This is a genomic window from Pseudomonas borbori (assembly GCF_900115555.1).
Classification (GTDB): Bacteria; Pseudomonadota; Gammaproteobacteria; order Pseudomonadales; family Pseudomonadaceae; genus Aquipseudomonas; species Aquipseudomonas borbori.
In genome coordinates, this window is record NZ_FOWX01000005.1 from 43,879 (window position 1) to 66,648 (window position 22,770).

16 protein-coding genes and 2 pseudogenes are annotated in these 22,770 nt (G+C 61.4%); 10 read left to right on the forward strand and 8 right to left on the reverse strand.

The annotated features are described in order from the left end of the window. Positions 1-59: 59 nt before the first annotated feature. Positions 60-1,748 carry a long-chain-fatty-acid--CoA ligase FadD1 gene (gene fadD1 / locus BM315_RS04980; RefSeq protein WP_090498440.1) on the forward strand — a complete coding sequence of 563 codons (1,689 nt, stop codon included), beginning with the start codon at positions 60-62 and terminating at the stop codon, positions 1,746-1,748. Between the two features lie 90 nt (positions 1,749-1,838). On the opposite strand, the gene cmoB is transcribed toward fadD1, so the two are convergent. The 6 genes from cmoB to BM315_RS05010 all read right to left on the reverse strand — a co-directional run bounded on the left by cmoB (position 1,839) and on the right by BM315_RS05010 (position 8,281). Further along, positions 1,839-2,807, reverse strand: coding sequence for a tRNA 5-methoxyuridine(34)/uridine 5-oxyacetic acid(34) synthase CmoB (cmoB, locus tag BM315_RS04985; protein ID WP_090498442.1), 969 nt, complete (start codon positions 2,805-2,807; stop codon positions 1,839-1,841). Next, positions 2,804-3,628 carry a carboxy-S-adenosyl-L-methionine synthase CmoA gene (gene cmoA, locus BM315_RS04990; protein WP_090498444.1) on the reverse strand — a complete coding sequence of 275 codons (825 nt, stop codon included), beginning with the start codon at positions 3,626-3,628 and terminating at the stop codon, positions 2,804-2,806. Before cmoA ends, cmoB begins: the two co-directional genes overlap by 4 nt. Positions 3,629-3,704: 76 nt before the next feature. After that, positions 3,705-4,277 carry a hypothetical protein gene (locus tag BM315_RS04995; RefSeq protein ID WP_090498446.1) on the reverse strand — a complete coding sequence of 191 codons (573 nt, stop codon included), beginning with the start codon at positions 4,275-4,277 and terminating at the stop codon, positions 3,705-3,707. 159 nt (positions 4,278-4,436) lie between these two features. Next, positions 4,437-4,829 (reverse strand): protease inhibitor I42 family protein, encoded by a 393-nt coding sequence (locus BM315_RS05000; RefSeq protein WP_090498448.1) that lies wholly within the window; start codon positions 4,827-4,829, stop codon positions 4,437-4,439. A gap of 261 nt (positions 4,830-5,090) precedes the next feature. Continuing rightward, positions 5,091-7,502 (reverse strand): endopeptidase La, encoded by a 2,412-nt coding sequence (gene lon / locus BM315_RS05005; RefSeq protein WP_090498450.1) that lies wholly within the window; start codon positions 7,500-7,502, stop codon positions 5,091-5,093. A 62-nt stretch (positions 7,503-7,564) separates the two neighbouring features. Next, positions 7,565-8,281, reverse strand: coding sequence for a hypothetical protein (locus BM315_RS05010; protein WP_090498453.1), 717 nt, complete (start codon positions 8,279-8,281; stop codon positions 7,565-7,567). Positions 8,282-8,578: 297 nt separating this feature from the next. On the opposite strand from BM315_RS05010, the gene BM315_RS05015 reads away from it, so the two are divergent. The 9 genes and pseudogenes from BM315_RS05015 to BM315_RS25395 all read left to right on the forward strand — a co-directional run. Continuing rightward, on the forward strand, positions 8,579-9,331 hold the full coding sequence (locus tag BM315_RS05015; RefSeq protein WP_090498455.1) for a helix-turn-helix transcriptional regulator: 753 nt from the start codon (positions 8,579-8,581) through the stop codon (positions 9,329-9,331). Positions 9,332-9,551: 220 nt separating this feature from the next. Next, positions 9,552-11,894 (forward strand): putative bifunctional diguanylate cyclase/phosphodiesterase, encoded by a 2,343-nt coding sequence (locus BM315_RS05020; RefSeq protein WP_090498457.1) that lies wholly within the window; start codon positions 9,552-9,554, stop codon positions 11,892-11,894. A 731-nt stretch (positions 11,895-12,625) separates the two neighbouring features. Further along, positions 12,626-13,471 (forward strand): restriction endonuclease, encoded by an 846-nt coding sequence (locus tag BM315_RS05025; protein WP_090498459.1) that lies wholly within the window; start codon positions 12,626-12,628, stop codon positions 13,469-13,471. Positions 13,472-13,574: 103 nt separating this feature from the next. Continuing rightward, positions 13,575-14,744, forward strand: coding sequence for a Shedu anti-phage system protein SduA domain-containing protein (locus tag BM315_RS05030; RefSeq protein ID WP_090498461.1), 1,170 nt, complete (start codon positions 13,575-13,577; stop codon positions 14,742-14,744). A gap of 110 nt (positions 14,745-14,854) precedes the next feature. Next, the gene (locus BM315_RS05035; protein ID WP_090498463.1) at positions 14,855-15,193 is read left to right on the forward strand and encodes a nuclear transport factor 2 family protein; all 339 of its coding nucleotides are present in this window, start codon (positions 14,855-14,857) and stop codon (positions 15,191-15,193) included. A 345-nt stretch (positions 15,194-15,538) separates the two neighbouring features. Next, on the forward strand, positions 15,539-16,651 hold the full coding sequence (locus BM315_RS05040) for a GGDEF domain-containing protein (RefSeq protein ID WP_090498466.1): 1,113 nt from the start codon (positions 15,539-15,541) through the stop codon (positions 16,649-16,651). A gap of 259 nt (positions 16,652-16,910) precedes the next feature. Further along, complete coding sequence (gene gdhA / locus BM315_RS05045; protein ID WP_090498468.1) at positions 16,911-18,251, forward strand: NADP-specific glutamate dehydrogenase; 1,341 nt, start codon at positions 16,911-16,913, stop codon at positions 18,249-18,251. A gap of 451 nt (positions 18,252-18,702) precedes the next feature. Further along, positions 18,703-19,530, forward strand: a pseudogene (locus tag BM315_RS25390) (cache domain-containing protein); the annotation flags it as partial. Positions 19,531-19,851: 321 nt separating this feature from the next. Then, positions 19,852-20,388 (forward strand): annotated as a pseudogene (locus BM315_RS25395) (methyl-accepting chemotaxis protein); the annotation flags it as partial. Between the two features lie 235 nt (positions 20,389-20,623). On the opposite strand, the gene BM315_RS05055 reads toward BM315_RS25395, so the two are convergent. Together BM315_RS05055 and BM315_RS05060 are read right to left on the reverse strand one after the other, a co-directional pair. Beyond that, positions 20,624-21,901, reverse strand: coding sequence for an EAL domain-containing protein (locus BM315_RS05055; RefSeq protein ID WP_090498472.1), 1,278 nt, complete (start codon positions 21,899-21,901; stop codon positions 20,624-20,626). Between the two features lie 10 nt (positions 21,902-21,911). Next, positions 21,912-22,766, reverse strand: coding sequence for a nitrate- and nitrite sensing domain-containing protein (locus BM315_RS05060; protein WP_090498474.1), 855 nt, complete (start codon positions 22,764-22,766; stop codon positions 21,912-21,914). Between the last annotated feature and the right edge of the window lie 4 nt (positions 22,767-22,770).

The window sequence follows — 22,770 nt, forward strand, 5'->3', positions numbered from 1 at the left end:
CACAATAAACAACCGCCTTTGCGCGGTGAAGATCAGCTGTTGCTTAGGAGTGGGCTTCCGTGACCGAAAATTTTTGGAAGGACAAGTATCCCGTTGGGATTGCTGCCGAAATCGATCCCGACCAGTATCCGAATATTCAGGCGGTACTGAAACAGTCCTGCCAGCGTTTCGCCGACAAGCCGGCCTTCAGCAACCTCGGCAAGACCATCAGCTACGGCGAACTGTATGAGCTGTCCGGTGCCTTCGCCGCCTATTTGCAGCAGCACACCGACCTGCAGCCGGGCGACCGGATCGCCGTGCAACTGCCCAACGTTCTGCAATACCCGGTCGCCGTGTTCGGCGCCCTGCGTGCCGGGCTGGTGGTGGTCAACACCAACCCGCTGTATACCGCACGGGAAATGGAACACCAATTCAACGACTCCGGCGCCAAGGCCCTGGTCAGCCTGGCCAACATGGCGCACCTGGTCGAGCAGGTGGTTCCCAAGACCGGAATCAAGACGGTCATCATCAGCGAAGTCGGCGATATGTTGCCGCCGCTCAAGCGCCTGCTGGTCAACAGTGTGGTCAAGTACGTGAAGAAGATGGTGCCGGCCTACAAACTGCCGCAGGCCGTCAAGTTCACCGGAGCCCTGAGCAAGGGCCGCGGCAAAGCGGTCAGGGACGCCAATCCGGCCAGCAGCGAGCTCGCCGTGCTGCAGTACACCGGTGGCACCACCGGGGTGGCCAAGGGCGCGATGCTGACCCACCGTAACCTGATAGCCAACATGCTGCAGGCCCGGGCGATGATGGCGTCGAACATGAACGAAGGCAGCGAAATCGTGATCGCGCCGCTGCCGCTCTATCACATCTACGCCTTCACCTTCCATTGCATGGCCATGATGCTGATCGGCAACCATAACGTGCTGATCACCAACCCGCGCGACTTGCCGGGCATGGTCAAGGATTTGTCGCGCTACAAGTTCAGCGGTTTTGTCGGCCTCAACACCCTGTTCGTTGCCCTGTGCAACAACGAGGACTTCCAGAAGCTCGACTTTTCGTCGCTGAAAATCACCCTGTCCGGCGGCATGGCTCTGCAATTGGCCACTGCCGAGCGCTGGACCCAGGTCACCGGCAGCCCGATTTGCGAAGGCTTCGGCATGACTGAAACCAGCCCGGTAGCCTCGGTCAACCCGGTCCAGAACATCCAGTTGGGCACCATCGGCATCCCGGTGCCCTCGACCCAGTGCAAGGTCATCGACGACCAAGGCAACGAGTTGCCGCTCGGCGCGATCGGCGAGTTGTGCGTCAAGGGACCGCAGGTGATGAAGGGCTACTGGCAGCGCCAGGACGCCACCGACGAAATTCTCGACGCCGATGGCTGGCTGAAGACCGGCGATATCGCGGTGATCCAGGAAGACGGTTACATGCGCATCGTCGACCGCAAGAAGGACATGATTCTGGTGTCCGGTTTCAACGTCTACCCCAACGAACTGGAAGACGTGCTGGCCACCCTGCCGGGCGTGCTGCAGTGCGCGGCCATCGGCATCCCGGACGAGAAGTCGGGCGAAGCGATCAAGTTGTTCGTGGTTGCCAAACCGGGCGTGACCCTGACCAAGGAGCAGGTCATGCAGCACATGCGCGCCAACGTCACCGGCTACAAGGTGCCGAGAGCCGTGGAGTTCCGCGATACGCTGCCGACCACCAACGTCGGCAAGATCCTCCGCCGCGAGCTGCGCGATGAAGAGTTGAAGAAACAGGCCAAGAAGTAAGTCTGCCGAGCAAGCCCCGCCCAGTGCGGGGCTTGGTCGTTTTGCCGAGACCGTTTCCCGGCTTGGCCCGGCAATCCCGCGCTTGCTGCATCAGGGCTTGCGGGCGATCAGGACGGCGCGGGTGGGGGCCGGCAGGCCTTCGAGGGTGCGGCTATGGTCGGCCGGATCGAGGAACTCCGGCAGCGACTGGAAGCGCATCCAGTCGGTGGCGCGTTGCTCGTCCACCGAGGTGGTGTTGACGTCCACGCAGCGCACATCGACGAAGCCGGCACGCCGTAGCCACAGTTCCAGCGCCGGCACCGAGGGCAGGAACCAGACGTTGCGCATCTGCGCGTAGCGGTCTTCGGGAACCAGCACCTGCTGCGCATCGCCTTCCACCACCAGGGTTTCCAGCACCAGTTCGCCGCCCTTGACCAGGCAGTCCTTCAGGTCCAGCAGATGATCGATCGGCGAGCGCCGATGGTAGAGCACGCCCATGGAAAATACCGTGTCGAAGCCCTGCAGCTTGCCCGGCAGCTCTTCGAAGGCCAGCGGCAGGTGCCAGGCCGCCAGCTCGGGCAGGTAGTGCTTGATCGCCAGGAACTGGCAGAGGAACAGCCAGTTGGGGTCGATGCCGACCACGCTGTCGGCGCCGGCCCCGAGCATGCGCCACATGTAGTAGCCGTTGCCGCAGCCGACATCCAGTACGCGCTTGCCGGCCAGGTCGAGGTAGGGCGCCACGCGCTGCCACTTCCAGTCCGAGCGCCACTCCGTATCCACATGCACGCCGAACAGCTCGAAGGGGCCCTTGCGCCAGGGAATCAGCCCCTGCAGCGCGCTTTTCAGCGCCGCACGGGTTGGCTCGGCGCAGGGGCCGTCGAAGCTGAAGCGCTGCTGCAGTTCCAGGTGTTCGACGGTCAGCGCAGGCAAGGCCTGAACGGCGCCGTACCAGCGCTGCAGGTCGCCATGGCCGATGGCCAGTTTGGCGTCGATCTGCCCGGGCAGGCCGGCTGCCCAGTCTTGCAGCGGGGTGCCGGCCAGCGCGGCTTGCAGGGCGTCGAGGTCGAGGCGGTTGATCATGGCAGGGCAATCAATGAGGCGAAGTTGAGGCACTGGAACCAGGGCACCACCTTGCTGAAACCGGCGGCTAGCAGGCGCTCGCGGTGTTGCTCCAGACTGTCGGGGAGCATGACCTTCTCGATGGCGCTGCGTTTCTGCGCGATTTCCAGTTCGCTGTAGCCGTTGGCGCGCTTGAAGGCGATATGCAGGTCGCCGAGCAGCTGATGTTGCTCGACATCCTCGAAGCGCAGTTTCTCCGAGAGGATCAAGGCGCCGCCGGGCAGCAGGGCCTGGCGAATACGCGTTAGCAGTTCGAGGCGTTGTTCGGGCTGGATGAATTGCAGGGTGAAATTCAGCGCCACCAGCGAGGTCGGCTGGAACTCCAAGCCGAGAATGTCGGCCTCGAGCACCTCGACCGGCAGCAGCTCCTGGAACATCGAATCCTGGGCATGCAGGTATTCACGGCAGCGTTCGACCATGGCGCTGGAATTGTCCACCGCGATCACCCGGCAGTCTTCGACCTGGACGTGGCGGCGCAGGGCCTGGGTCACCGCGCCCAATGAGCTGCCGAGGTCATAGAGCACGCTGTGCGGCTGGGCGAACTGGCCGGCGAGTACGCCGATGTTCTCGACGATGGTCGGGTAACCGGGCACCGAGCGTTTGATCATGTCCGGGAACACCCGCACCACGTCCTCGTTGAAGGCGAAGTCCGGCACCTGGGCCAGGGGCTGGGCGAAGAGACGGTCGGGCTGTTTTTTCACGGTGGTTCCGCGCGAGGTCGAGAAAGCCGGCGATATTAGCGTGAAAGTCGCGCAGCGACGACGCCCTTGTGTGGGAACCATGGGTGAGGGTGGCCGTGCCGCCAGGGCTTTGCCGGTGCGGCAGGCAGTGCCTGAGCGGCATCCAGGTACGCCACGATCACTTCAGTTGATCGGAGAAATACTCACCGGCGCCTTGCAGCGGACCCAGCGGGTTGCGCTTGACTTCGAAATGACGAATGTTCGGCTCGCCGTTGCTGACCTTGTGCACCAGGACATCGTCGACCAGCACGAACACGGCGCGGAACGACCAGCCCTGTATTGCCCGCTGCTTGCGGAAGTTGAACACGTCGGCCCAGAAACTGCCGACCCGCTGGGTGTCGGTCTTGGTGAACTCGAAGGCATAGCCGACGCAGCGATCCTTGGCCTCCAGGCATCGCACCAGGCCGTCCGGCAGGTAGTTGATGGGGATATTCGGCTGCACGAACATCAGCCGCACGTCGATGAACGAGAGCATTTTGCCGTTGCCCTGGGTCAGCGGGTCAAAGCCCAGGGAGAACAGCTCGGAGCGACTGGTCATGCCATTCACGGCCTGGGAATAGCGCATTTCCGCATCCAGGTAATCGATGAATGGTGATTGCACTTCGGCTCGTTCGCTGGGCAACAGGCTGCCGCATCCACTCAGCCAGACCAGCGTCACGACCACTACTGCTTCACGCCAGAGTCGCGTCATGTGGTGTTCCTCGAAAGTAGAACCCGTCTATTTGCTATAGCCGATTAAACCGGGTTCTGCTTGCTTGGCGAGGACAACATTCGGGGCATGAGCATTGTCAGGAATTTGTCGAGCCGTGGCGCCAAGGCTGTAACGGCCGGGCAGGGCGGTCGAGCGGGTCTACTGGACCCTGAGTGGACAATCGAAGGTCTTTGCCGGGGCGACCTCGGTTTCCCAGGGGCGCTGATAGGTCAGCAGCAGGTGGCCCGCGCCTGCCTGTCTGGCCTGGAAGCGCCAGGTCGACTGACCCGCGCTGCCGATCAGGCCCGCGTCTTCCGGGTTGCTGTAGACCTCGGGGCCGAGGCTGTCGAGCAGACTGCTGGCGCCATCGCGCAGCACCCAGCGGAAACCGGTGGTGGGGTTGCTCGGCAGGGTCAGGATCACCTGCTGACCGCTGCGCAGGCTTAGCGGGCACTGGCTTTGCTGGTGCACGGCCAGGCTGCCGGGTTGATGGGCACAGGCGCTCAACAGGGCGAGGCCGAGCGGCAGCAGCAGGCGGTAGGCGGTAGGCATGGTGAGCTCCTGGGGGCGGCAAACGCCTGCCAGCATAGCCGCTGTGCGGGGCAAGGGGTAAGCCGCCGAGAGCTTTTGTAGCCCGGGTGCAATCCGGGAAACCTCGCGCCTACCCCCGGATTGCATCCGAGCTACGAGAGCTGGGTAGGGTGGATGACGCTTTACCCATCCACCAACGACGGTGGTGGATGATAAAGGCGTCATCCACCCTACGACGCCGCAGACCTTGCACATGAACATAGGCTCGGAGCTACAGGTGCTCTAGTCGAACAGCACCTTGGCCACATCGCTGTAGCGTTTGGCGAAGTGCACGCACAGGCCTTCCCTGAGGTAGTCCGGCAGTTCCTCGTAGGAGCCGCGGTTGGCCTCCGGCAGGATCAGCTCGAAGATCTTCTGCCGGCGTGCGGCTATGACTTTCTCGCGCACCCCGCCGATCGGCAGCACCTGGCCGGTGAGGGTCAGTTCGCCGGTCATGGCCACGCCTTTTTTCGGCGCCTGGTTGCGCGCGATCGAGAGCAGGGCGCTGGCCATGGTCACCCCGGCGCTGGGGCCGTCCTTGGGCGTGGCGCCTTCGGGCACATGCAGGTGGACGAAGGCCTGGTCGAAGAAGCCCGGGTCGCCGCCGAACTGTTTCAGGTGCGAGCTGATGTAGCTGTGGGCGATTTCCGCCGACTCCTTCATCACCTCACCCAACTGGCCGGTGAGCTTGAAGCCGCGATTGAGGGTGTGGATGCGCGTCGCCTCGATCGGCAGGGTGGCGCCGCCCATGCTGGTCCAGGCCAGGCCGGTGATCACGCCGACCCCGGACAGCACCTGTTCGCGGCGGAACGGCGGCATGCCCAGATTGGCCTCCAGATCCTTGGGACCGATCCTGACCTTGCTCGCGGAGTCGTCGAGCAGCTTGACCACCGCCTTGCGCACCAGCTTGCCGAGCTGCTTCTCCAGCTGGCGTACCCCGGCCTCGCGGGCGTAGCCCTCGATCAGCGCCTTCAGCGCGGCATCGCTGATGGCCAGGCGATTCTTCGGTACGCCGGCCTTGGCCAACTGCTTGGGCCACAGGTGGCGCTTGGCGATCTGCAGTTTCTCCTCGGCGATGTAGCCCGACAGGCGGATCACCTCCATGCGGTCGAGCAGGGGGCCGGGGATCGAGTCCAGGGTGTTGGCGGTGCAGATGAACAGCACCTTGGACAGATCCAGGCGCAGATCCAGATAGTGGTCGAGGAATTCGACGTTCTGCTCCGGGTCGAGGGTCTCCAGCAGCGCCGAGGCCGGATCGCCCTGGTAGCTGCTGCTGAGCTTGTCGATCTCGTCGAGCATGATCACCGGGTTCATTACCTCGACCTCTTTCAGCGCCTGCACCAGCTTGCCGGGCAGGGCACCTATATAGGTGCGGCGGTGGCCCTTGATCTCCGCCTCGTCGCGCATACCGCCGACGCTGAAACGGTAGAACGGCCGGCCGAGGGATTCGGCGATCGACTTGCCGATGCTGGTCTTGCCCACGCCGGGCGGGCCGACCAGCAAGACGATGGAGCCGGCGATCTCGCCCTTGAAGGCGCCGACGGCGAGAAACTCGGTGATCCGCTGCTTGATGTCGTCCATCCCGGCGTGGTGCGCATCGAGCACCTGGCGGGCGTGCTTGAGGTCGAGCTTGTCCTTGCCGAACACGCCCCAGGGCAGCGCGGTGGCCCAGTCCAGGTAGTTGCGGGTGACCGCGTACTCGGGCGATCCGGTCTCGAGGATCGACAGCTTGCCGAGTTCTTCGTCGATGCGTTTGCGCGCCTGTTCGGGCAGGGTCTTGCCCGCCAGACGCAGCTCGAACTGCTCGATGTCGGCGCTGCGGTCGTCCTTGCTCAGGCCCAGTTCCTGCTGGATGATCTTCAGCTGTTCCTTGAGGAAGAACTCGCGCTGGCGGTCGCCGATCTGCCGATTGACCTCCGCCGACAGCTCTTTCTGCAGGCGGCCGACTTCCACTTCCTTGCGCAGCAGCGGCAGGACCTTCTCCATGCGCTTGAGCATCGGCACGGTATCCAGCACTTCCTGCAATTCGTTGCCGGGTGCGCTGGTCAGGGCGGCGGCGAAATCGGTCAGCGGCCCGGGGTCGTTGGGGCTGAAACGGTTCAGGTAGTTCTTCAGCTCTTCGCTGTACAGCGGGTTGAGCGGCAACAGTTCCTTGATCGCATTGATCAGCGCCATGCCGTAGGCCTTGACCTCGTCGCGCGGGTCGGCCGGGCTTTTCGGGTAGTCGACTTCCGCCAGGTACGGCGGCTTGCGGCTGAGCCAGCCGCGGATGCACACGCGGGTCAGGCCCTGGGCGACGAATTGCAGTTTGCCGCCTTCCTCGCTGGCATGATGGACCCGCACCAGGGTGCCGTGCTTGGGCAGGCTGTCGGGGTCGAAGCCGGCGCCGTCAACCGGCGGACTGTCCATGTAGAACAGTGCCAGGCACTTGTGCGCGGTATTGGCGACGCGCTCCAGGGTCTTGCCCCAGGGGTCCTGGTTGACGATGACCGGCAGCACCTGGGCGGGGAAGAAGGGGCGGTTGTGGATCGGGATCACATACAGCTTGTCCGGCAACTGCTGATCGGGCAACGCCAGGCCATGGCTGCCATGACGCTCCTGGTCGGTTTCGCGGGCTTGGTCTGCGAGGATTTCGATGTCCTGTGGCTCGTTCATGCGGCGCCTGTCTGGTGGTTGCACGTTAGGTGCTACATGGGGCGCTGCCAGGGTTTTTTCAATCAGATGCTGGTAATGCGCATTTTCAGGGCATGTTGCAAGTCGCGCAGATGGGCATCGATCAGTGGGGTGATCAGGCTGAAGCAGTCGTGAGGTGCCAGGCGCACTGGGCTCGCCTCTAGCAGTTCCACTTCCAGGCGTTGCAGCAGGCTGCGTAGCGGCTCGCCTTGGGCCGCGTTGTCGAGGCGCTGGCAGAGCGTGCGTATCTGCATGTGCAGGCCCGCTGGACAGCGGCTGTAGTTGGCGGCGCGTACTGCCAGGCCGCGCAGGCGCGCGAGCTCCTCCAGATTGCGGCAGGCTGGCTCCAGGCCTTGCAGCTCGGGCGTGTCGTGCAGGCACAAGCGTGCTTCGAGTTGGGCGACGACCGCCAGCAAGGCCTCGATCATCCGGCCGTGGGCCTCGAAGTCGGCTGGATTGCGCCGCAGTTGTGGCCAGTCCTGCTGCAGTGGCGCCAGTTGCAGACTGTGGCCTGGCCAGTTCAGCCAGAGCTGGTCGAGCTGACGGGCCAGGGCATTGCGCTGGCTGACACTGACGATGTCCTGCTGCGCCCCCAGACCGCGATGCTTCTGCAAGGTCTGCAGCAATTCAAGGGTGCGCAGCAGGGTGGCGCCTTCGAGCCGGGTGATTGCCTGCCGATGGCGCCGACTGGCGCGGCGGGTGAGCCACTGGCCAAGCAGGACAAGAGCTGCGGCCAAGGCCAGGGCAATGCTGAGTTCCATTGGTCGACTCCTCGGATCGGCAGATAGGGGGGCTGCTCATCACGCTGGTATAAGCAACACTCCTGCCAGTTGAAGAGAACTTCGGCTTGGCCGGGGTCCAGCGCGGCCGCCGTCAGCGCTTTCTGCTTCATGGTTGTGCGTGCGCCCTTTTTCCAAGGCCGTTTTGGTGCGTCGACGGTAGGGCTCCAGGTGGCTGTTGCAACGTGCGGGACGGCCGCTGCCGCTGGTCGCCGGGGATGACGGCGGCCCATGCAACTGGTTAAAGTGCCAGCACACGTCCGCGGAATTGTCGTTGCAATGCTCAAAGCGCGCCTGCTGCGCCTGGATGACCAGGCCCACGAACACACCCACGATCACCACCAGTTGGTGCTGTCGCTGACCGGTCGTGCGGAGTTCGAGGTCAACGGCCGTGGTGGCGAGGTATGCCGCATGCGCGCCTGCCTGGTGCCGGGCGATGCCGATCACCAGTTTGCCGGCATGGGCGACAACCGCATGCTGATCATCGACCTGGATGAGCAGGGCACCTCCAGCGAAGACCTGGCCCTGCTTACCCATCTGTTCGAGACGCCGCGTTACCCGCAGCTGGATGCCGACTTCCAGAACCTGCTGAGCTATGCCGGTGCCGAACTGGAACGCTACGGCAGCGACCCGCTGCTGGCGCGCGCCCTCGGCGGCGTGCTGCTGCGCGCGCTGCACCTGCGCCTGTTCGGCGAGCAACCCGGTCGGGTGCCGGGAACGCTCGACCTGGAGCGGCTGGATGGCTACATCGTCGAGCACCTGGCGCGGCGCATCAGCGTCGCCGAACTGGCCCAGGTCGCCTGCCTCAGCCCGAGCCACTTTCATGCGCAGTTCAAGGACAGCGTCGGCCTGACCCCTCATCAATACCTGCTGAAAACCCGCCTCGACAGCGCTTCGCGCTTGTTGCGCGAGAGCGGCCTGCCGTTGATCCGCATCGCCGAAGAATGCGGCTTCTCCAGCCAGAGCGCGCTGACCACCGCCATGCGCCGTTACCTCGGCCTGACCCCCAAGCGCCTGCGCGGCGCTCAATAGCGCCGCAGTCCTATATTTGTCTGCGGGGGCTGGTCAGGCCGCCCGCCAACGCTGTACCGCGCCTGCAATTGTCAGCAGCCTGCTAGGCTTGTCGACATGCAATTCATGATGCGGGTATGCCTATTGCGCTGCGCTTGGCGCCGAGCATGAGTGATCAGCATGAGCAGATGCCTTCTTGATCCGCGCCGCTCCGTCGAGTGTCCGTGGCGAGCGATGCCTGATGCTGCCCGGTAGTTTTCGCACGCGCATCGCCAGTGTGGTGATCCTGCTGCTACTGCTGGTGATCGGCGCGCTGTATTTCGCCGTGCAGGCCGCCACCGATGCGGCCGTGCGCAGCCAGACCGGCGAGCAGCTGGACGCCGGGGCGCGGGTCTTCGGCCACCTGCTCGATAGGCGTGGCCGGCAGTTGCACGGTGCGGTGCAAGTACTGGCCGCCGATCCCGGCCTCAAGACGGCGCTGGCCAGTGGCGATAGCGAGGCCATTCGCGCGGTGCTGGCCAGCCATGGCGCGCAGGTCGATGCCGGCGCGGTTATGCTGCTTGACCTCGATGGCCGTCTTGCGCTGAGCACCGAGCGGCAGATCGACGGGCAGACCGCCAGGCGCTTGAGTAGCCGGCTGGTGGCGGGGCAGGGCGCGGGCGTGTCGAGTGTCCTGATGCCGGTTGCCGGCGGGATTTACCTGCTGGCCCAGGCTGCGGTCGCCGCCCCTCTGCCGGTGGGCTGGGTGCTGATGGGCGTTCGGCTGGATCAAGCCCTGGTGCGCGAGCTGGGCGAACTGACCCTGCTCGAATTGACCCTGTTCGCCCGCCAGGAGGGGGTGCCGGTGGTCTGGGTCAGCAGTCAGCCGGTCTCCCCCCGGGGGGGGGCGCAGGCCGACCTGGCGCTTGAGCACGGTGCGGCCGGCGACCTGCGGCGGATCGGCACAGAGCGCTATCTTGAGCGGCGCCTGGTACTTGCCAGGGGCGATGATTTTCAGGTCGAGGCGCGCTTGTACAAGTCCCTGAGTCCGGCGCAGCGGGCTTTTGCTCCGCTCGACTGGCATATCCTGGCGATCGCCCTGAGCGCCCTGCTGGCCGCGCTGGGCAGTGCTCTGCTGCTGGCGCGCACTGTCTCGCAGCCGTTGCGGCATTTGGCCGCCGCGGCCGAGCGGGTCGGCCAGGGCGATTACCAGGTGCCGCTCGAGCTGCATCGCAGCGATGAACTGGACGGCCTGGCCAAGGCGTTTCACGCCATGCAGCAGGGTATTGCCGAGCGTGAGCGGCAACTGGCGCACAACGCCCTGCATGATGCGCTGACCGGCCTGCCCAATCGCGTCCTGGCGCAGGAGTGGCTCGGCAGTGCGATTGCTGCCGGGCGACCTACGGCGTTGCTGTATGTGGGGGTCGGCAACTTGCGTGCGCTCAACGACAGCTGCGGGCCAGGTTCCAGCGACCTGGCCCTGCAGCAACTCAGCCAACGCCTGCAAGCCAGCCTGCGCCCCGGCGACAGCCTGGCTCAGCTGATGACCAGCGAGCTGCTGCTGTTGCTGGAAAACAGCGATGGCGACAGTGCGGTAGCGGTCGGCGACCGCTTGCAGCAATTGCTCAGCCAGCCCTTGCGCATCGGCAATCAGGAGGTCGTGCTGGATTGTTGTGTCGGCATCGCCACCTACCCGGCCGATGGCGAAACCCCGGATGACCTGCTGCGCCGCGCCAGCATCGCCATGCAGGACGCCGCGCAACTGCCCGGGCGCCTGCAGATGTACGAGGTGGGTCGCGACGCCGCGCACCAGCGGCAGATCGGCCTGATCCGCGACCTGCGCCTGGCCCCCGCTAACGCCGAACTGCTGCTGCATTACCAGCCCAAGCTGGATATCGCCGCCGGCCAGGTGCGTCAGGCCGAAGCCCTGCTGCGCTGGCGGCATCCGCAACTGGGCATGATCGCGCCAGGCGAGTTCATTCCCCTGGCCGAGCGTACCGGCAGTATCCAGAGTCTCACCGCTTGGATGCTCGAAGAGTCCCTGCGTCAGTTGCGCGAGTGGAATGGCCGCGGTCTGCGCATGCAGCTGTCGCTGAATATCTCCACCGAGGATCTGGTCGATGCCAAGCTGCCGACCCGCGTCGAGCAGCTGCTGATGCGCTATCGGGTGCCGGCCGAACAACTGATTTTCGAGATCACCGAGAGCGGAGTGATGGTCCAGCCCGAGTTGGCGTTGCAGGTGCTGCATGAGCTGCGCGAGCTCGGCATCAGCCTGTCGGTGGACGATTTCGGCACCGGCTACTCCTCGCTGACCCAGCTCAAGCGTATGCCGGTGCAGGAGCTGAAAATTGACCAGTCCTTTATCTGCGATCTCGACGACGCCAGCGAAGACGCGGTGATCGTCCGCTCGACCATCGAGATGAGCCACAGCCTGGGACTCAAGGTGGTCGCCGAGGGCGTCGAACTGGCGTGCAGCCTGCGTCTACTTGAACATTGGCAATGCGACTACGCCCAGGGACACCTGATCAGCCGACCGCTGCCGGCCGAGGCTTTCGAGGCCTGGATCGCCCAACCGCTGAAGGCTCCCGTGCTGAAAACGTCCTGAGCTGACGCCACCCGGCCAGCCGCTTCTCCTTGTTCGTGCATCAGGCCGCAGATGCACGCGTAGGAGCGGGCCACGTCCGCGAAGCTTGTCCGCACGTCTGCCCGCAGATGCGCATGGAGGAGCGGGCCATGCCCGCGAAACCAGACGACCCGGTAATTGACCCGTTGATCGCTCCACCTCGAGGCATCGAACCGTCCGTGTGTGCATGCAGCCCGACACGCTCTGCGTCTCAGTCCGGCCCGCAGGCGCTTTGCCTTGGCTCGGGCGGTGCTCTGAACTATGCTCGGCAAATCCAAGGGAATGCCAGCCAACCCCGCCAATCCGGCCAGGACCGCCGTTACTCCCTGTCTTTCTTGTCATGCAGTCGCCAGCCTCGTTGTGCGCAGGGGAGGGCGGTAGCGTGTCGGTCGCAGTCAAGAATCCAGCACCAGTAGCTTTTCTTGATCCGAATACTGCAATGACGCCGCCGCATCTGCTCGCGTAGACGAGGTTTTAGGTAGAGCTGTCCATGCCGCACCTCGGGTGCTGTGTTTCTACACAGCGCTAATGGTGGGGCGGAATGCGGAAGTCAAGCGAACACAGGCAGAAACCCGTTGTACTGGTATAACAGGTTGATCTGTAATGGTTTTCAGGTATTAAGATTCCAGGATAGTGTGTGCTTATACCGAATCCACTAGCATCGGATTAACGAAGAATTCCATCTAATCACTGTTATGCGCTAAGGAGAATTCATGGCTGCCGCTGATACCGAATATGAAAAACTCGCCAAAGAGGTTTATGACGAGATTCTCCAAGCAGAAGGCTTCGATACCATTGAAGTTAAACACAACACCAATATTGAAGGTAAATCAGGCCAAAAACATCAAATAGATGTTTTTTGGGAGTTTAGCATTGCAGGCATGACACACCGAGTTGCTGTTGAGTGTAAAAACTACACATCTCCCGTATCCGTTGGGAAGATAAGGGATTTTTCGGCAGCTCTCGATGATATTGGAAATATTCAGGGTATTTTCATTACCAAAACTGGTTATCAAGCAGGTGCCAAAAAATTTGCCAACTACAAAGGCATCGAGCTTAAACACCTAAGAGAACCTACTGAGGCAGACCTAAAAAGCTTTGGCCCACCACCAAGCCTGAATATTCGAGGGAATATCTATTATCTTTCTAACATAATTCCCGATATCAAGTTCAATTTCCCTTGGGTCATCCAGAATACACAAATGAAAGAAGGCGATCCGTTCGAAATGGCCGCGTTAAACTGCGATATAAAAATCGTCGACGAAAATGGTTTGACGCTAAAAACATTTCATGACCTTGAAAAAGAACTCCCCAGCGAATTCAAGGAAGAGTTTGGAAAGCACCACATCTTCAAATTCACGAATGAGTATTTGGCTTGGCCGAACGCCCACTATGAAAAATTAAAACTTGAACACATCGCATTCCAGTACGATGTTTTGCATACCAAAACCTTTACCACCTTCGAAGGACGCTGGGCAGCAAAGGCCGTGCTTGAAGACATTAAGTCCGGAGCAATTCACCTTCATAAAAAAGAAGGCTACCTTGGCGTTATCGCATAACAATGCGCTCAAATCGTTCGCTTCGCTCACTGGGACCGGCTAAAGCCGGCCCCTTAGCTTAATCGTTAGCTTCCAAGCTTGCCCCAAACATAAAGGCAGCCAAATGGTATTTGAAAAATTCGTATCTGAAGTAAAAAATATCTGGCATCGTTATCTCAAATATATTTCTGACATGGATGCCAAAGGAAACCTAGATTCAAAAGGTGGAAGTGTTCTCTACCCAAATATTTTGTTGGTTACGAACTGCTCCGGTTTTTACATAGCAGAGCTTGTTGGAGCTGTACGTGAGTATCAGGGGTTGACCTTAAAAAGACACAAAGAGAAGTCGATCTACCGTTACTTAAACCAGTTTGATGATTCAGAACCAGACCCGTGCATGCACCTTGACGGAGCCGGTGCAGGGTTCAGATTTTTATGTTTGGCTCAAGAAGCCGACTTTAAAGCGGTATCAGAAAGATTTCCTTCAATTGAACTCTATGGATCGAAGCTGAATAGAATAGGTGGAAAGGGCAGCGTTTTTTCTTTTGGGGAAAATTTCGAATCATGTTCAATTGAAAACTGTGTGCTTGTGAATAGGTTAGACAATCTGTACCGGTGTAAAAATATACTTTCAGCATATATATTCAAAAGCAAAATTACAAAGGAAAAGCTAACTGGGTTCTTTAATGAGGTTTTGGGCAAGAATGAAGTCAAAGGAGTTCATACAACTCAAGGGGATAGTGAAGAACGGGTTTTCGTGGCTGGTCAATTGCAGAACATGTACCTTTTACCCGGACTTCACGAAACCACCATTGGGGAGTTTCTGAACCGGCATCCAGAAATAATAAAGAAGGCGTTTAAAACTGATCACTTTGAGTACGAACCCTATTTGGAATGGATTGAGCATGACGGAACTTGTGACGATGTGGCAATCAATCCAGATTTATTGATTAAGCGAGAAGATGGTTTCTATGATATATACGACCTTAAAACTGCCGCGCTAGCTAAGAAAAATATCACAAAGGGTGGTAGGAAACGGCGCCGATTTATTGACTACGTTGAGGAAGGTGTGGCTCAGCTCGCGAATTATAAGGAATATTTTGTTTATCCCAAGAATGCGGATCATGCCAGGAACAAATATGGCATTAGGATTAAAGAACCAAAATTAGTACTTGTGGTTGGCAGTTGGGAGAATTCTTCATTGGAAGAAGTCAATCAGGCGCGGCGAAGATATCCGGGTATTGAGATCATTGATTATGATACTTTTTGCCACCTCTTCATTGGAGCAAGCTAACAAATTGCTGCACTCTGATAAATTACTCGCTGCGCTCCTAGTTTACCGGTGCGCAAGGCGTTAGCCCTCTTGTGCCGTCCATTGGGGCGTCAACAAAAAAGGACATACACATGTCAGCAAAAGAACGTTTCGCCACCTATCTTGAAGCATATGCAGGAAAGAATTTACAGAAAGTATCAGAAATGTTTGCTGCCGACATTACGCTTCGGGATTGGAAAATATCTGTATCCGGCAAAGATGCGGCGATTGCAGAGACGGACAAAAACTTCCGGTCTGCCAAAACAATAGAAATTAATATTCTAGCTACCCATGAATCAGACAATGCTGTTGCCGGTGAGCTAAAAATTGTTGTTGATAGCACAGAAGTCCTATATGTCGTTGATGTGGTGTCTTTCAACATGGATGGGCAAATAGATTCAATTCGCGCATATTTGGGTAGAACAGATTGACGACCAAGATTAGAGTTACATCTTCGAATGCATGCCGAACGGCCTAACTAGCGGTTCAAACCGCTCGCTTCGCTCACTCGGGACCGCGTTCCGCGGTCCTTTAACCTGAACGTTATGCAGCAAGGCCCTGGCCATGAGTGAATTTGAGATCAGAATATTGACCCCGGGGGATTGGAGTTTTGTAACAGCTCCATAAAGACACATTCCAAAGGGCTGACTGAAGCCTGGGCGGCACCCCCATAACCTCAATCTAATTCCGCCGCAGGAGAAGACTCCTCGGCACCATCAGCGCGCAACTCCGCCTATGGCAGCCTAGGCTTGGAGGATTGCACAGGGATTTTGCCTATGAACACCAGCGACAGGTCTACGACAGGCGCATCCGTAGCTGTGCGGCGTCCGCAGTTCTGGCAGGTGGCCAAGCGCTGTTGCCAGATCGCCGGCACGGTGGATGTGGCATTTTTCTTCCTGTTTCATGTCCTCGGTTCGCCCTTGCTGGCCTGGGTCAATGTCATCAGTGTGTCCATGTACATTCTGGCGTACCAGGCGCTGGCCAGGCGGCGCAATCGGCTGGCCATTGCGCTGATCTGGACGGAGGTCATCGTCCACGCCACCTTGGGCACGCTGTTGATCGGCTGGGACAGTGGCTTTCACTACTATCTGTTGATGTTCATCCCGGCGCTGTTTCTCAGCATGCCGTTGCGCGGCGCCCTCGTGGCGCTGGTCTCGTTGTGGGCGTTTTACGTGACGCTGGATGTCGTCATGTGGACTGTCGAACCGCTGCAGCCGATTTCCCGCGATGCCTTGCTGGCCGTGCACCTGTTCAATCTGAGCGTGGTATTCGCCATGTTCAGTTACTTGTCGTTCTTCTACCTGAAGATCGTAAGTTCGGCACAGCGCAAGCTGCGGCTTATGGCGGCCACCGACCCGTTGACGGGGCTGTTCAACCGCCGGCATATGCTCGATCTGGCCGATAAGGAGCTGGCACGCTTCCAGCGCAGCCGGCATCCCATCGGCCTGCTGTTGCTGGACATCGATCACTTCAAGTCGATCAACGACAGTCACGGCCATGAGGTCGGCGACAAGGTGTTGGTGGAGGTGGCGAACGTCATCAAGGCGCAGCTGCGCAGCCAGGATCTGATTGCGCGCTGGGGCGGCGAGGAGTTTCTGGCGATTCTTCCGGATACCGGCCTGGAGCAGGCGCGGGCGAGTGCCGAGCGGGTCCGGCAGGCGCTGATGCAGCAGCGCTGGAGTTTCGACGGCCAGTCCGTCGCGGTCACCATCAGTGTGGGCGTCAGTGAATTCCAGGTGGACGATGGGCTGAAAAGCGCCATCAACCGTGCCGACAGGGCGCTTTACCACTGCAAGGATAATGGCCGTAACCAGGTCGAGGTGTGCCCCGGTAGCGAAGAAGCCGTCCCAGCCGCTCTGCCGGTCAATGGTCTCTGGGACGAGAGGTAACGCGTGCATCGTCGGTTGCCGGGGTCCAGGTCGATGCGTGACGCCACGCTAAACAAGGCCAGCGCTCGCCCTCCGTACAGGACAAGGAGGCCAGCCAAACCACCGGCCGTGCTCATGGCTGAACGCATGATTTATGGTGGCGCACCAAAAAGATACATAAAGGCGACATTTTGCTCTATTTAGGTGCTCCGGCTACTGCTAGAGTGCTGGCCTATTTCAGTGAGCGACCGTATGAGAACGGTCAATCGAGGGCAGTTTCATGAGCGAATCCGTAGACCATTTCCTGGCCCGCCTCAAGCAGCGCGATCCCGACCAGCCCGAGTTCCACCAGGCCGTCGAGGAAGTGTTGCGCAGCCTCTGGCCGTTTCTCCAGGCCAACCCGCGCTACCTGCAGGGCGGCATCGTCGAGCGCATGGTCGAGCCCGAGCGGGCGATCCTGTTCCGCGTGCCCTGGGTCGACGATCAGGGCCGGGTGCGGGTCAATCGCGGCTATCGGGTGCAGATGAGCAGCGCCATCGGCCCCTACAAGGGCGGTTTGCGCTTCCATCCCTCGGTGAACCTGGGCGTGCTCAAGTTCCTCGCCTTCGAGCAGGTGTTCAAGAACTCCCTGACCTCGCTGCCCATGGGCGGCGGCAAGGGCGGCTCGGACTTCGACCCCAAGGGCAAGAGCGACAACGAAGTGATGCGCTTCTGCCAGTCGTTCATGAGCGAGCTGTATCGGCATATCGGTGCCGACCTCGACGTGCCGGCCGGTGACATCGGCGTCGGCGCCCGCGAGATCGGCTATATGTACGGCCAGTACAAGCGCCTGGCCAACCAGTTCAGCTCGGTCCTGACCGGCAAGGGCATCGCCTACGGCGGCAGCCTGATCCGCCCGGAAGCCACCGGTTTCGGCTGCGTGTATTTTGCCGAGGAAATGCTCAAGGGCCGCGGCCGGACCATCGATGACCTGCGCGTGGCCATCTCCGGCTCCGGCAACGTGGCGCAGTACGCCGCGCGCAAGGTGATGGATCTGGGCGGCAAGGTGATCTCGCTGTCCGACTCCGAAGGCACTTTGTATGCCGAGGCCGGCCTCAGCGAGGAGCAGTGGCAGCAGCTGATGGAACTGAAGAACCTGCGCCGCGGGCGGCTCAGCGAGATGGCCGCGCAGTCTGGCCTGCAGTTCATCGCCGGCCAGCGCCCGTGGCACCTGCCGTGCGATGTCGCGCTGCCCTGCGCCACGCAGAACGAACTGAACGCCGAGGACGCCCGTGCTCTGCTGAAGAACGGCTGTTTCTGCGTGGCCGAAGGCGCCAACATGCCCTCGACCCTGGATGCCGTGGACCTGTTCATCGAGGCGCAGATCCTCTATGCACCGGGCAAGGCCTCCAACGCCGGCGGTGTGGCGGTCAGTGGCCTGGAAATGAGCCAGAACGCCATGCGCCTGCACTGGACCGCTGGCGAGGTCGACGAGCGCCTGCACGGCATCATGCAGTCGATCCACCATGCCTGCATCGGCTACGGCAGCGAACCGGACGGCTTCGTCAACTACGTCAAGGGCGCCAACATCGCCGGCTTCGTCAAGGTCGCCGATGCCATGCTGGCGCAAGGCGTGGTTTGAACCCGCGGGTGCCGTTCAGCGTCGGCTGACGGCACCCGGCCATCGCTCGGCATGGCCAGCAGGGTTGCCGGCGATCCAACGTCCGTTCAACCATCAAAAGCATTGCGCCGGGCGGCGTTCCGACCCCGCGGCGATAGCGGACAACGTCCGCTCCCAAGGAAAGCGACAGACGATCCGTGTCGCGACACTAGCCTGGCCATCGCGTCGCCTCGACCACTTCGCCGGATGCGGGGCGCTTCTCCCGGCTGCGCATGGCCCTCGGTCGGGTCGATTGCGCTCGTCACATCCTTCGTCAGAAGCGGGAAATCCTGCGACGGGTTTTCCTTGTCAATTGGCCGGCATGTCGTAGGATAGGCAAAAAAATGCATGGACAATTGGTCTGACCAAATTAGCCCGGTAGTTCGATGCGCATAATCCTCATGGTTGTCTGATCTGCGAAGGTACTGCCGCTATGCTAGCCACTCTTCGGTTACGCTCCAAAGTTCTGCTGTTGGCCTTGGTGCCGATTCTGCTGTTGACCCTGCTGCTCAGCGCCACCGCCGTGTTCACCCTGCAGCAACTGGCCGATCAGCAAGAGCAGCAGACCCGCGAGAAGCTGACGCAGGATCGCCGTAGCGAAATCAAGCAGTATGTGGATCTGGCTCTGAATGCTGTGGCGCCGCTCTACCAGGCCTCGGCCGCGGGCGACATGACGGCGCGCGAGCAGGCGGTGGCCGTGCTCAAACGCCTGTCCTACGGCGTCGACGGTTATTTTTGGGGCTACGACGACGACTCCGTGCGAGTGCTACAGGGCAATACCAATGAGCGCATTGGCGACAGCTTCGCCGATTACCGCGACCCCAATGGGGTCTACGCGATTCGCGAGCTGGTACGCGCCGGCAAGGACGGCAGTCACTACGTCGACTACAGCTTCGTTCTCGGCGCCGGCAAGGTGCTGGTGCCCAAGGTCGGCTATGCCCACTACCTGCCCAAGTGGAAGCTGGCCTTCGGCACCTCGGTCAATCTCGATGGGGTCGAGCGGGACGTGCAGTTGGCGCGTGCCGAATTCCAGGCGCGCATCGACGACTTGCTGCTGATCATGCTCGGCTCGGCGCTGCTTCTGTTGCTGCTGATGGGCCTGCTCGCCGTACTGCTGGGCAACTCCATCCTCAGCCCGCTGCAGCGGATCAAGGCGGGGCTCGACGATATGGCTGCCGGCGACGGCAACCTCACGCAGCGCCTGGCGGTCACCAGCCAGGATGAACTGGGCGAGCTGGCGAACTCGTTCAACGGGTTCGTCGACAAGATCCATGGCCTGGTCCGTCAGGTGGCCGACACCACTCGCCAGCTCGCTACTCTGGTGGGCGCGGTAGCCGGCCAGGCGCAGCGTTCCGAGCAGATGATAGCGGGGCAGCGCCAGGAAACCGAGCTGGTGGCCACGGCGATCAACCAGATGTCCGCGGCCTCCCAGGAGGTGGCGATGAGCGCCCAGCACGCCGCCGAAGCCGCGCGCGAGACCGACCAGCAAGGCTTGTCGGCCAAGCGCGTGGTGGATCAGAGCATCGAGTGCATTCATGAGCTGGTGGCTGAGGTGCGTAGCAGCAGCACCTCGCTGGAAACCCTGCGCCAGGATGTGCAGGGCATAGTCGGGGTGCTCGACGTGATCCGCTCGATCGCCGACCAGACCAACCTGCTGGCGCTCAATGCGGCCATCGAGGCGGCGCGTGCCGGCGAGGCGGGCCGTGGTTTCGCCGTGGTCGCCGACGAAGTGCGCGCCCTGGCCAGCCGTACCCAGCAGAGCACCGGGGAAATCCAGCACATGATCGGCCGCCTGCAGAACGCCACCGGCCAGTCGGTCAGTGCCATGCAGCGCGCCAGCGCAATGGGCGAGGACACCAGTGAGAATGCGGCCCAGGCCGGCGTCTCGCTGCAGGCCATCTCGGCGCTGATCGGCACCATCAACTCGATGAACGCACAGATTGCCAGCGCGGCCGAAGAACAAACCGCGGTGGCCGAGGAGATCAACCGCAGCGTCCATCAGATCGCCGTCGGGGTCGACGATGTTGCCAGCGAAGCCGCCCAGGGCGCACATACCTCGCGCGAGCTCAACCAGCTTGGCGAGCGTCTGCAGCGCCTGGTCGAGCAGTTCCATATATGAGCGGTTGGGAAAATACTCCCGCCTGCTGCGCAACGCTGTTCACCCAAGCCAGGTGAGAGCATTTTTTGTAGCCCTGATGGAATCCGGGAGCGTTTTTTCAGGCGCCAGACTTTCCCGGATTTCATCCGTATACGGGAAATGCTGCGGCCGCCTTCGGCGCCCGTTGCTGAGACTGCACTAAGCAGAACTTGAGGGATGGATCATCCGGCCAGCTGCGCTCCCTGGCCGGGCCGCATTACTGCTCCTGCCAATCCAGATCGCAGCAGAAGACATAGAGCGTGCCGCCGAGCCTGACGGTTTGCGACAGGGTGATGCACATGCGCGAATCCGCCACCGACAGATAGGGCCGGCTGATCTGAATGACCCCCGGTTGCTTCAGTGCCCGGTAGTGGTAGTGCTTGTGCGACCAGTTGGCGTTGTCGCCACATAACAGGGGGGCAAAGCGCGCATTCATCTGCTGTTGGTAATGTGCGCCGTAGACATTGCGCGACACCTGATAGCCCGCTTCATTGAGCAGGTAGCAGCGCGCCGTGCGCGGGTCGCCGAAGAGCAAACCGCTGCTCTGCTCAAACTGCTGGTTGGCGGCAAAGTTCGCCACGGCCTGCTGAAACAAACCTTCCAGTTCACGCACGTAGTGCCGCAGGTCGGCGCTGCGTTTGACGCTTTGCCACTGCTGGCCGCGCAACAGGCTGTCGAAGGTATTGGCAAAACTCTGGCCCGTATTGATGCGCGCCTGGGGTTTGGCGAAATAGAAGCCCTGGAGCATGTCGGCGTTGGCGGCAATCGCCACCAGGGCCTCGTGTTCGCTTTCCACACCCTCCACGACCACCAGGCTGCCGGCCTCGTGCAGCAGACTGACCATGCCGGTGAGAATCCGCTCCACCCGGCGCGAATGGCCGGCATCCTGGATCAGGCGGCGGTCGATCTTGACGATGTCGGGTTCCAGATCCCAGATGCGGTCGAAGTTGGAATGCCCGGCGCCGAAGTCATCGATGGCGATCAGGCAACCCAGCTCGCGGAAATGGCTGATGAAGCGCTTGAGCTGGGCCTGATCGCCGACTTCGCTTTCAATGATTTCGATCACCAGACGATGCGCGGCAATGCCGGTGCTCTGCAGCAGGTTATGGGTAAAGCCGATGTCCGGTTGCTCGCTGACCAGGTACTGCGAGTTCAGGTTGAGAAATAGCCAGGCCTGCCCCGTGGCCTGGCGAGCGAAGTTGTGTACATGCAGGGTCCGGCAGGTGCGATCCAGCTCCAGGCTTTCCCGGCCATTGCCCGGCATGGCCAGCAGGGTTGCCGGCGGCTCTGCCGTGCCATCGGCATGCCGGGCGCGAATCAGCCCTTCGTAGCCCACTGCGCGGCCGTGGGCGATACTGAAAATCGGCTGAAAATGGCTGCTCAGCGACAAGCCACGATAGCGGGTGGCGACTAGGGGGGCGCTCGGCAGGCCCAGGACTGGCGGACAGGCGGGCGTCTGCTGGTCGTGGCGTAGCGGCTGGACGGTAGTGAGCATCTGCAGTTCCTTAGCGGGGCTGTAGCTGAGCCAGCGCCGCATCGACCAGGGCCAGCAGTTCGTCGATGGCTTGGGTGGCGCGCTGGAAGTAGGTCTTGGCGGCAATCACGGGTTGTTCCTGGCCGAGCAGTTCCTGTTTTATGCAGTGCAGAAAATCCGCCACCACCTGTTGGCCATGCTCCAGGCGGAAGCCGTTGGCCTGCGGGTGTTCGGCGGCATGCCGTTGCAGGGTGGCGAAGGCCGTGCCGGCCAGCAGCTCGATCTTCTGGTAGAGAAAACGCATGCGCACGCGCTGCTCGGCGCTGCTCTGGCCGGCCGCGGCGATGCCGGTGCCCAGGGCGCGCGCCTGGCCGGCCCATTCGGCGGCCTGGACCACCTCGCGCCAGATGCAGGGCAGGTAGCCGAGCTCGGCACGGCCTTCGCTCAGGTCGATTTCGCAGGCCACATCCTCCATCAGAAAGATGCTGTTGCGGATGATCAGGTGATGTTGCGCCAGGTTGTTCGCCCGGTCGCTGCTGCGCCCTTCGCGCATCCGTGACCAGTGATCGATCAGGCTGTGCCAGGCGTCCCGGTGCGTGCCGTCGAGTTCCTGGGCGGCGCGGATATGCCGGTCCAGCCCCTGGCGGACAGTGGCCAGGTCCTGGCTCAGGCTGGCATCGCCGCAGAGCACGCCATTGCTCAGGCCGCGATGGCGCTGCAAGCCGGAGATCAGCGCGCGCAGCAAAGCCAGCTGGCGAATGTTCAACTGGATATGTTGGCGTTTTTGCCGCTGCAGGCGCCGATGCAAGCCATAGAACAGCAGGGTCGGTATGACCAGGGCGGCGGCGCCGGCGAGCAGCAGCGGTAGTCCGTGCAATCCATTCATGCTG

Excerpts from the sequence above, each read along its gene's own strand:
- cmoB (WP_090498442.1), bottom strand. The coding sequence starts at position 2,807 with ATGATCAACCGCCTCGACCTCGACGCCCTGCAAGCCGCGCTGGCCGGC.
- cmoA (WP_090498444.1), bottom strand. The coding sequence starts at position 3,628 with ATGGTTCCCACACAAGGGCGTCGTCGCTGCGCGACTTTCACGCTAATA.
- BM315_RS04995 (WP_090498446.1), bottom strand. The coding sequence starts at position 4,277 with ATGACGCGACTCTGGCGTGAAGCAGTAGTGGTCGTGACGCTGGTCTGG.
- BM315_RS05000 (WP_090498448.1), bottom strand. The coding sequence starts at position 4,829 with ATGCCTACCGCCTACCGCCTGCTGCTGCCGCTCGGCCTCGCCCTGTTG.
- lon (WP_090498450.1), bottom strand. The coding sequence starts at position 7,502 with ATGAACGAGCCACAGGACATCGAAATCCTCGCAGACCAAGCCCGCGAA.
- BM315_RS05010 (WP_090498453.1), bottom strand. The coding sequence starts at position 8,281 with ATGGAACTCAGCATTGCCCTGGCCTTGGCCGCAGCTCTTGTCCTGCTT.
- BM315_RS05015 (WP_090498455.1), top strand. The coding sequence starts at position 8,579 with ATGCTCAAAGCGCGCCTGCTGCGCCTGGATGACCAGGCCCACGAACAC.
- BM315_RS05020 (WP_090498457.1), top strand. The coding sequence starts at position 9,552 with ATGCTGCCCGGTAGTTTTCGCACGCGCATCGCCAGTGTGGTGATCCTG.
- BM315_RS05025 (WP_090498459.1), top strand. The coding sequence starts at position 12,626 with ATGGCTGCCGCTGATACCGAATATGAAAAACTCGCCAAAGAGGTTTAT.
- BM315_RS05030 (WP_090498461.1), top strand. The coding sequence starts at position 13,575 with ATGGTATTTGAAAAATTCGTATCTGAAGTAAAAAATATCTGGCATCGT.
- BM315_RS05035 (WP_090498463.1), top strand. The coding sequence starts at position 14,855 with ATGTCAGCAAAAGAACGTTTCGCCACCTATCTTGAAGCATATGCAGGA.
- BM315_RS05040 (WP_090498466.1), top strand. The coding sequence starts at position 15,539 with ATGAACACCAGCGACAGGTCTACGACAGGCGCATCCGTAGCTGTGCGG.
- gdhA (WP_090498468.1), top strand. The coding sequence starts at position 16,911 with ATGAGCGAATCCGTAGACCATTTCCTGGCCCGCCTCAAGCAGCGCGAT.
- BM315_RS05055 (WP_090498472.1), bottom strand. The coding sequence starts at position 21,901 with ATGCTCACTACCGTCCAGCCGCTACGCCACGACCAGCAGACGCCCGCC.
- BM315_RS05060 (WP_090498474.1), bottom strand. The coding sequence starts at position 22,766 with ATGAATGGATTGCACGGACTACCGCTGCTGCTCGCCGGCGCCGCCGCC.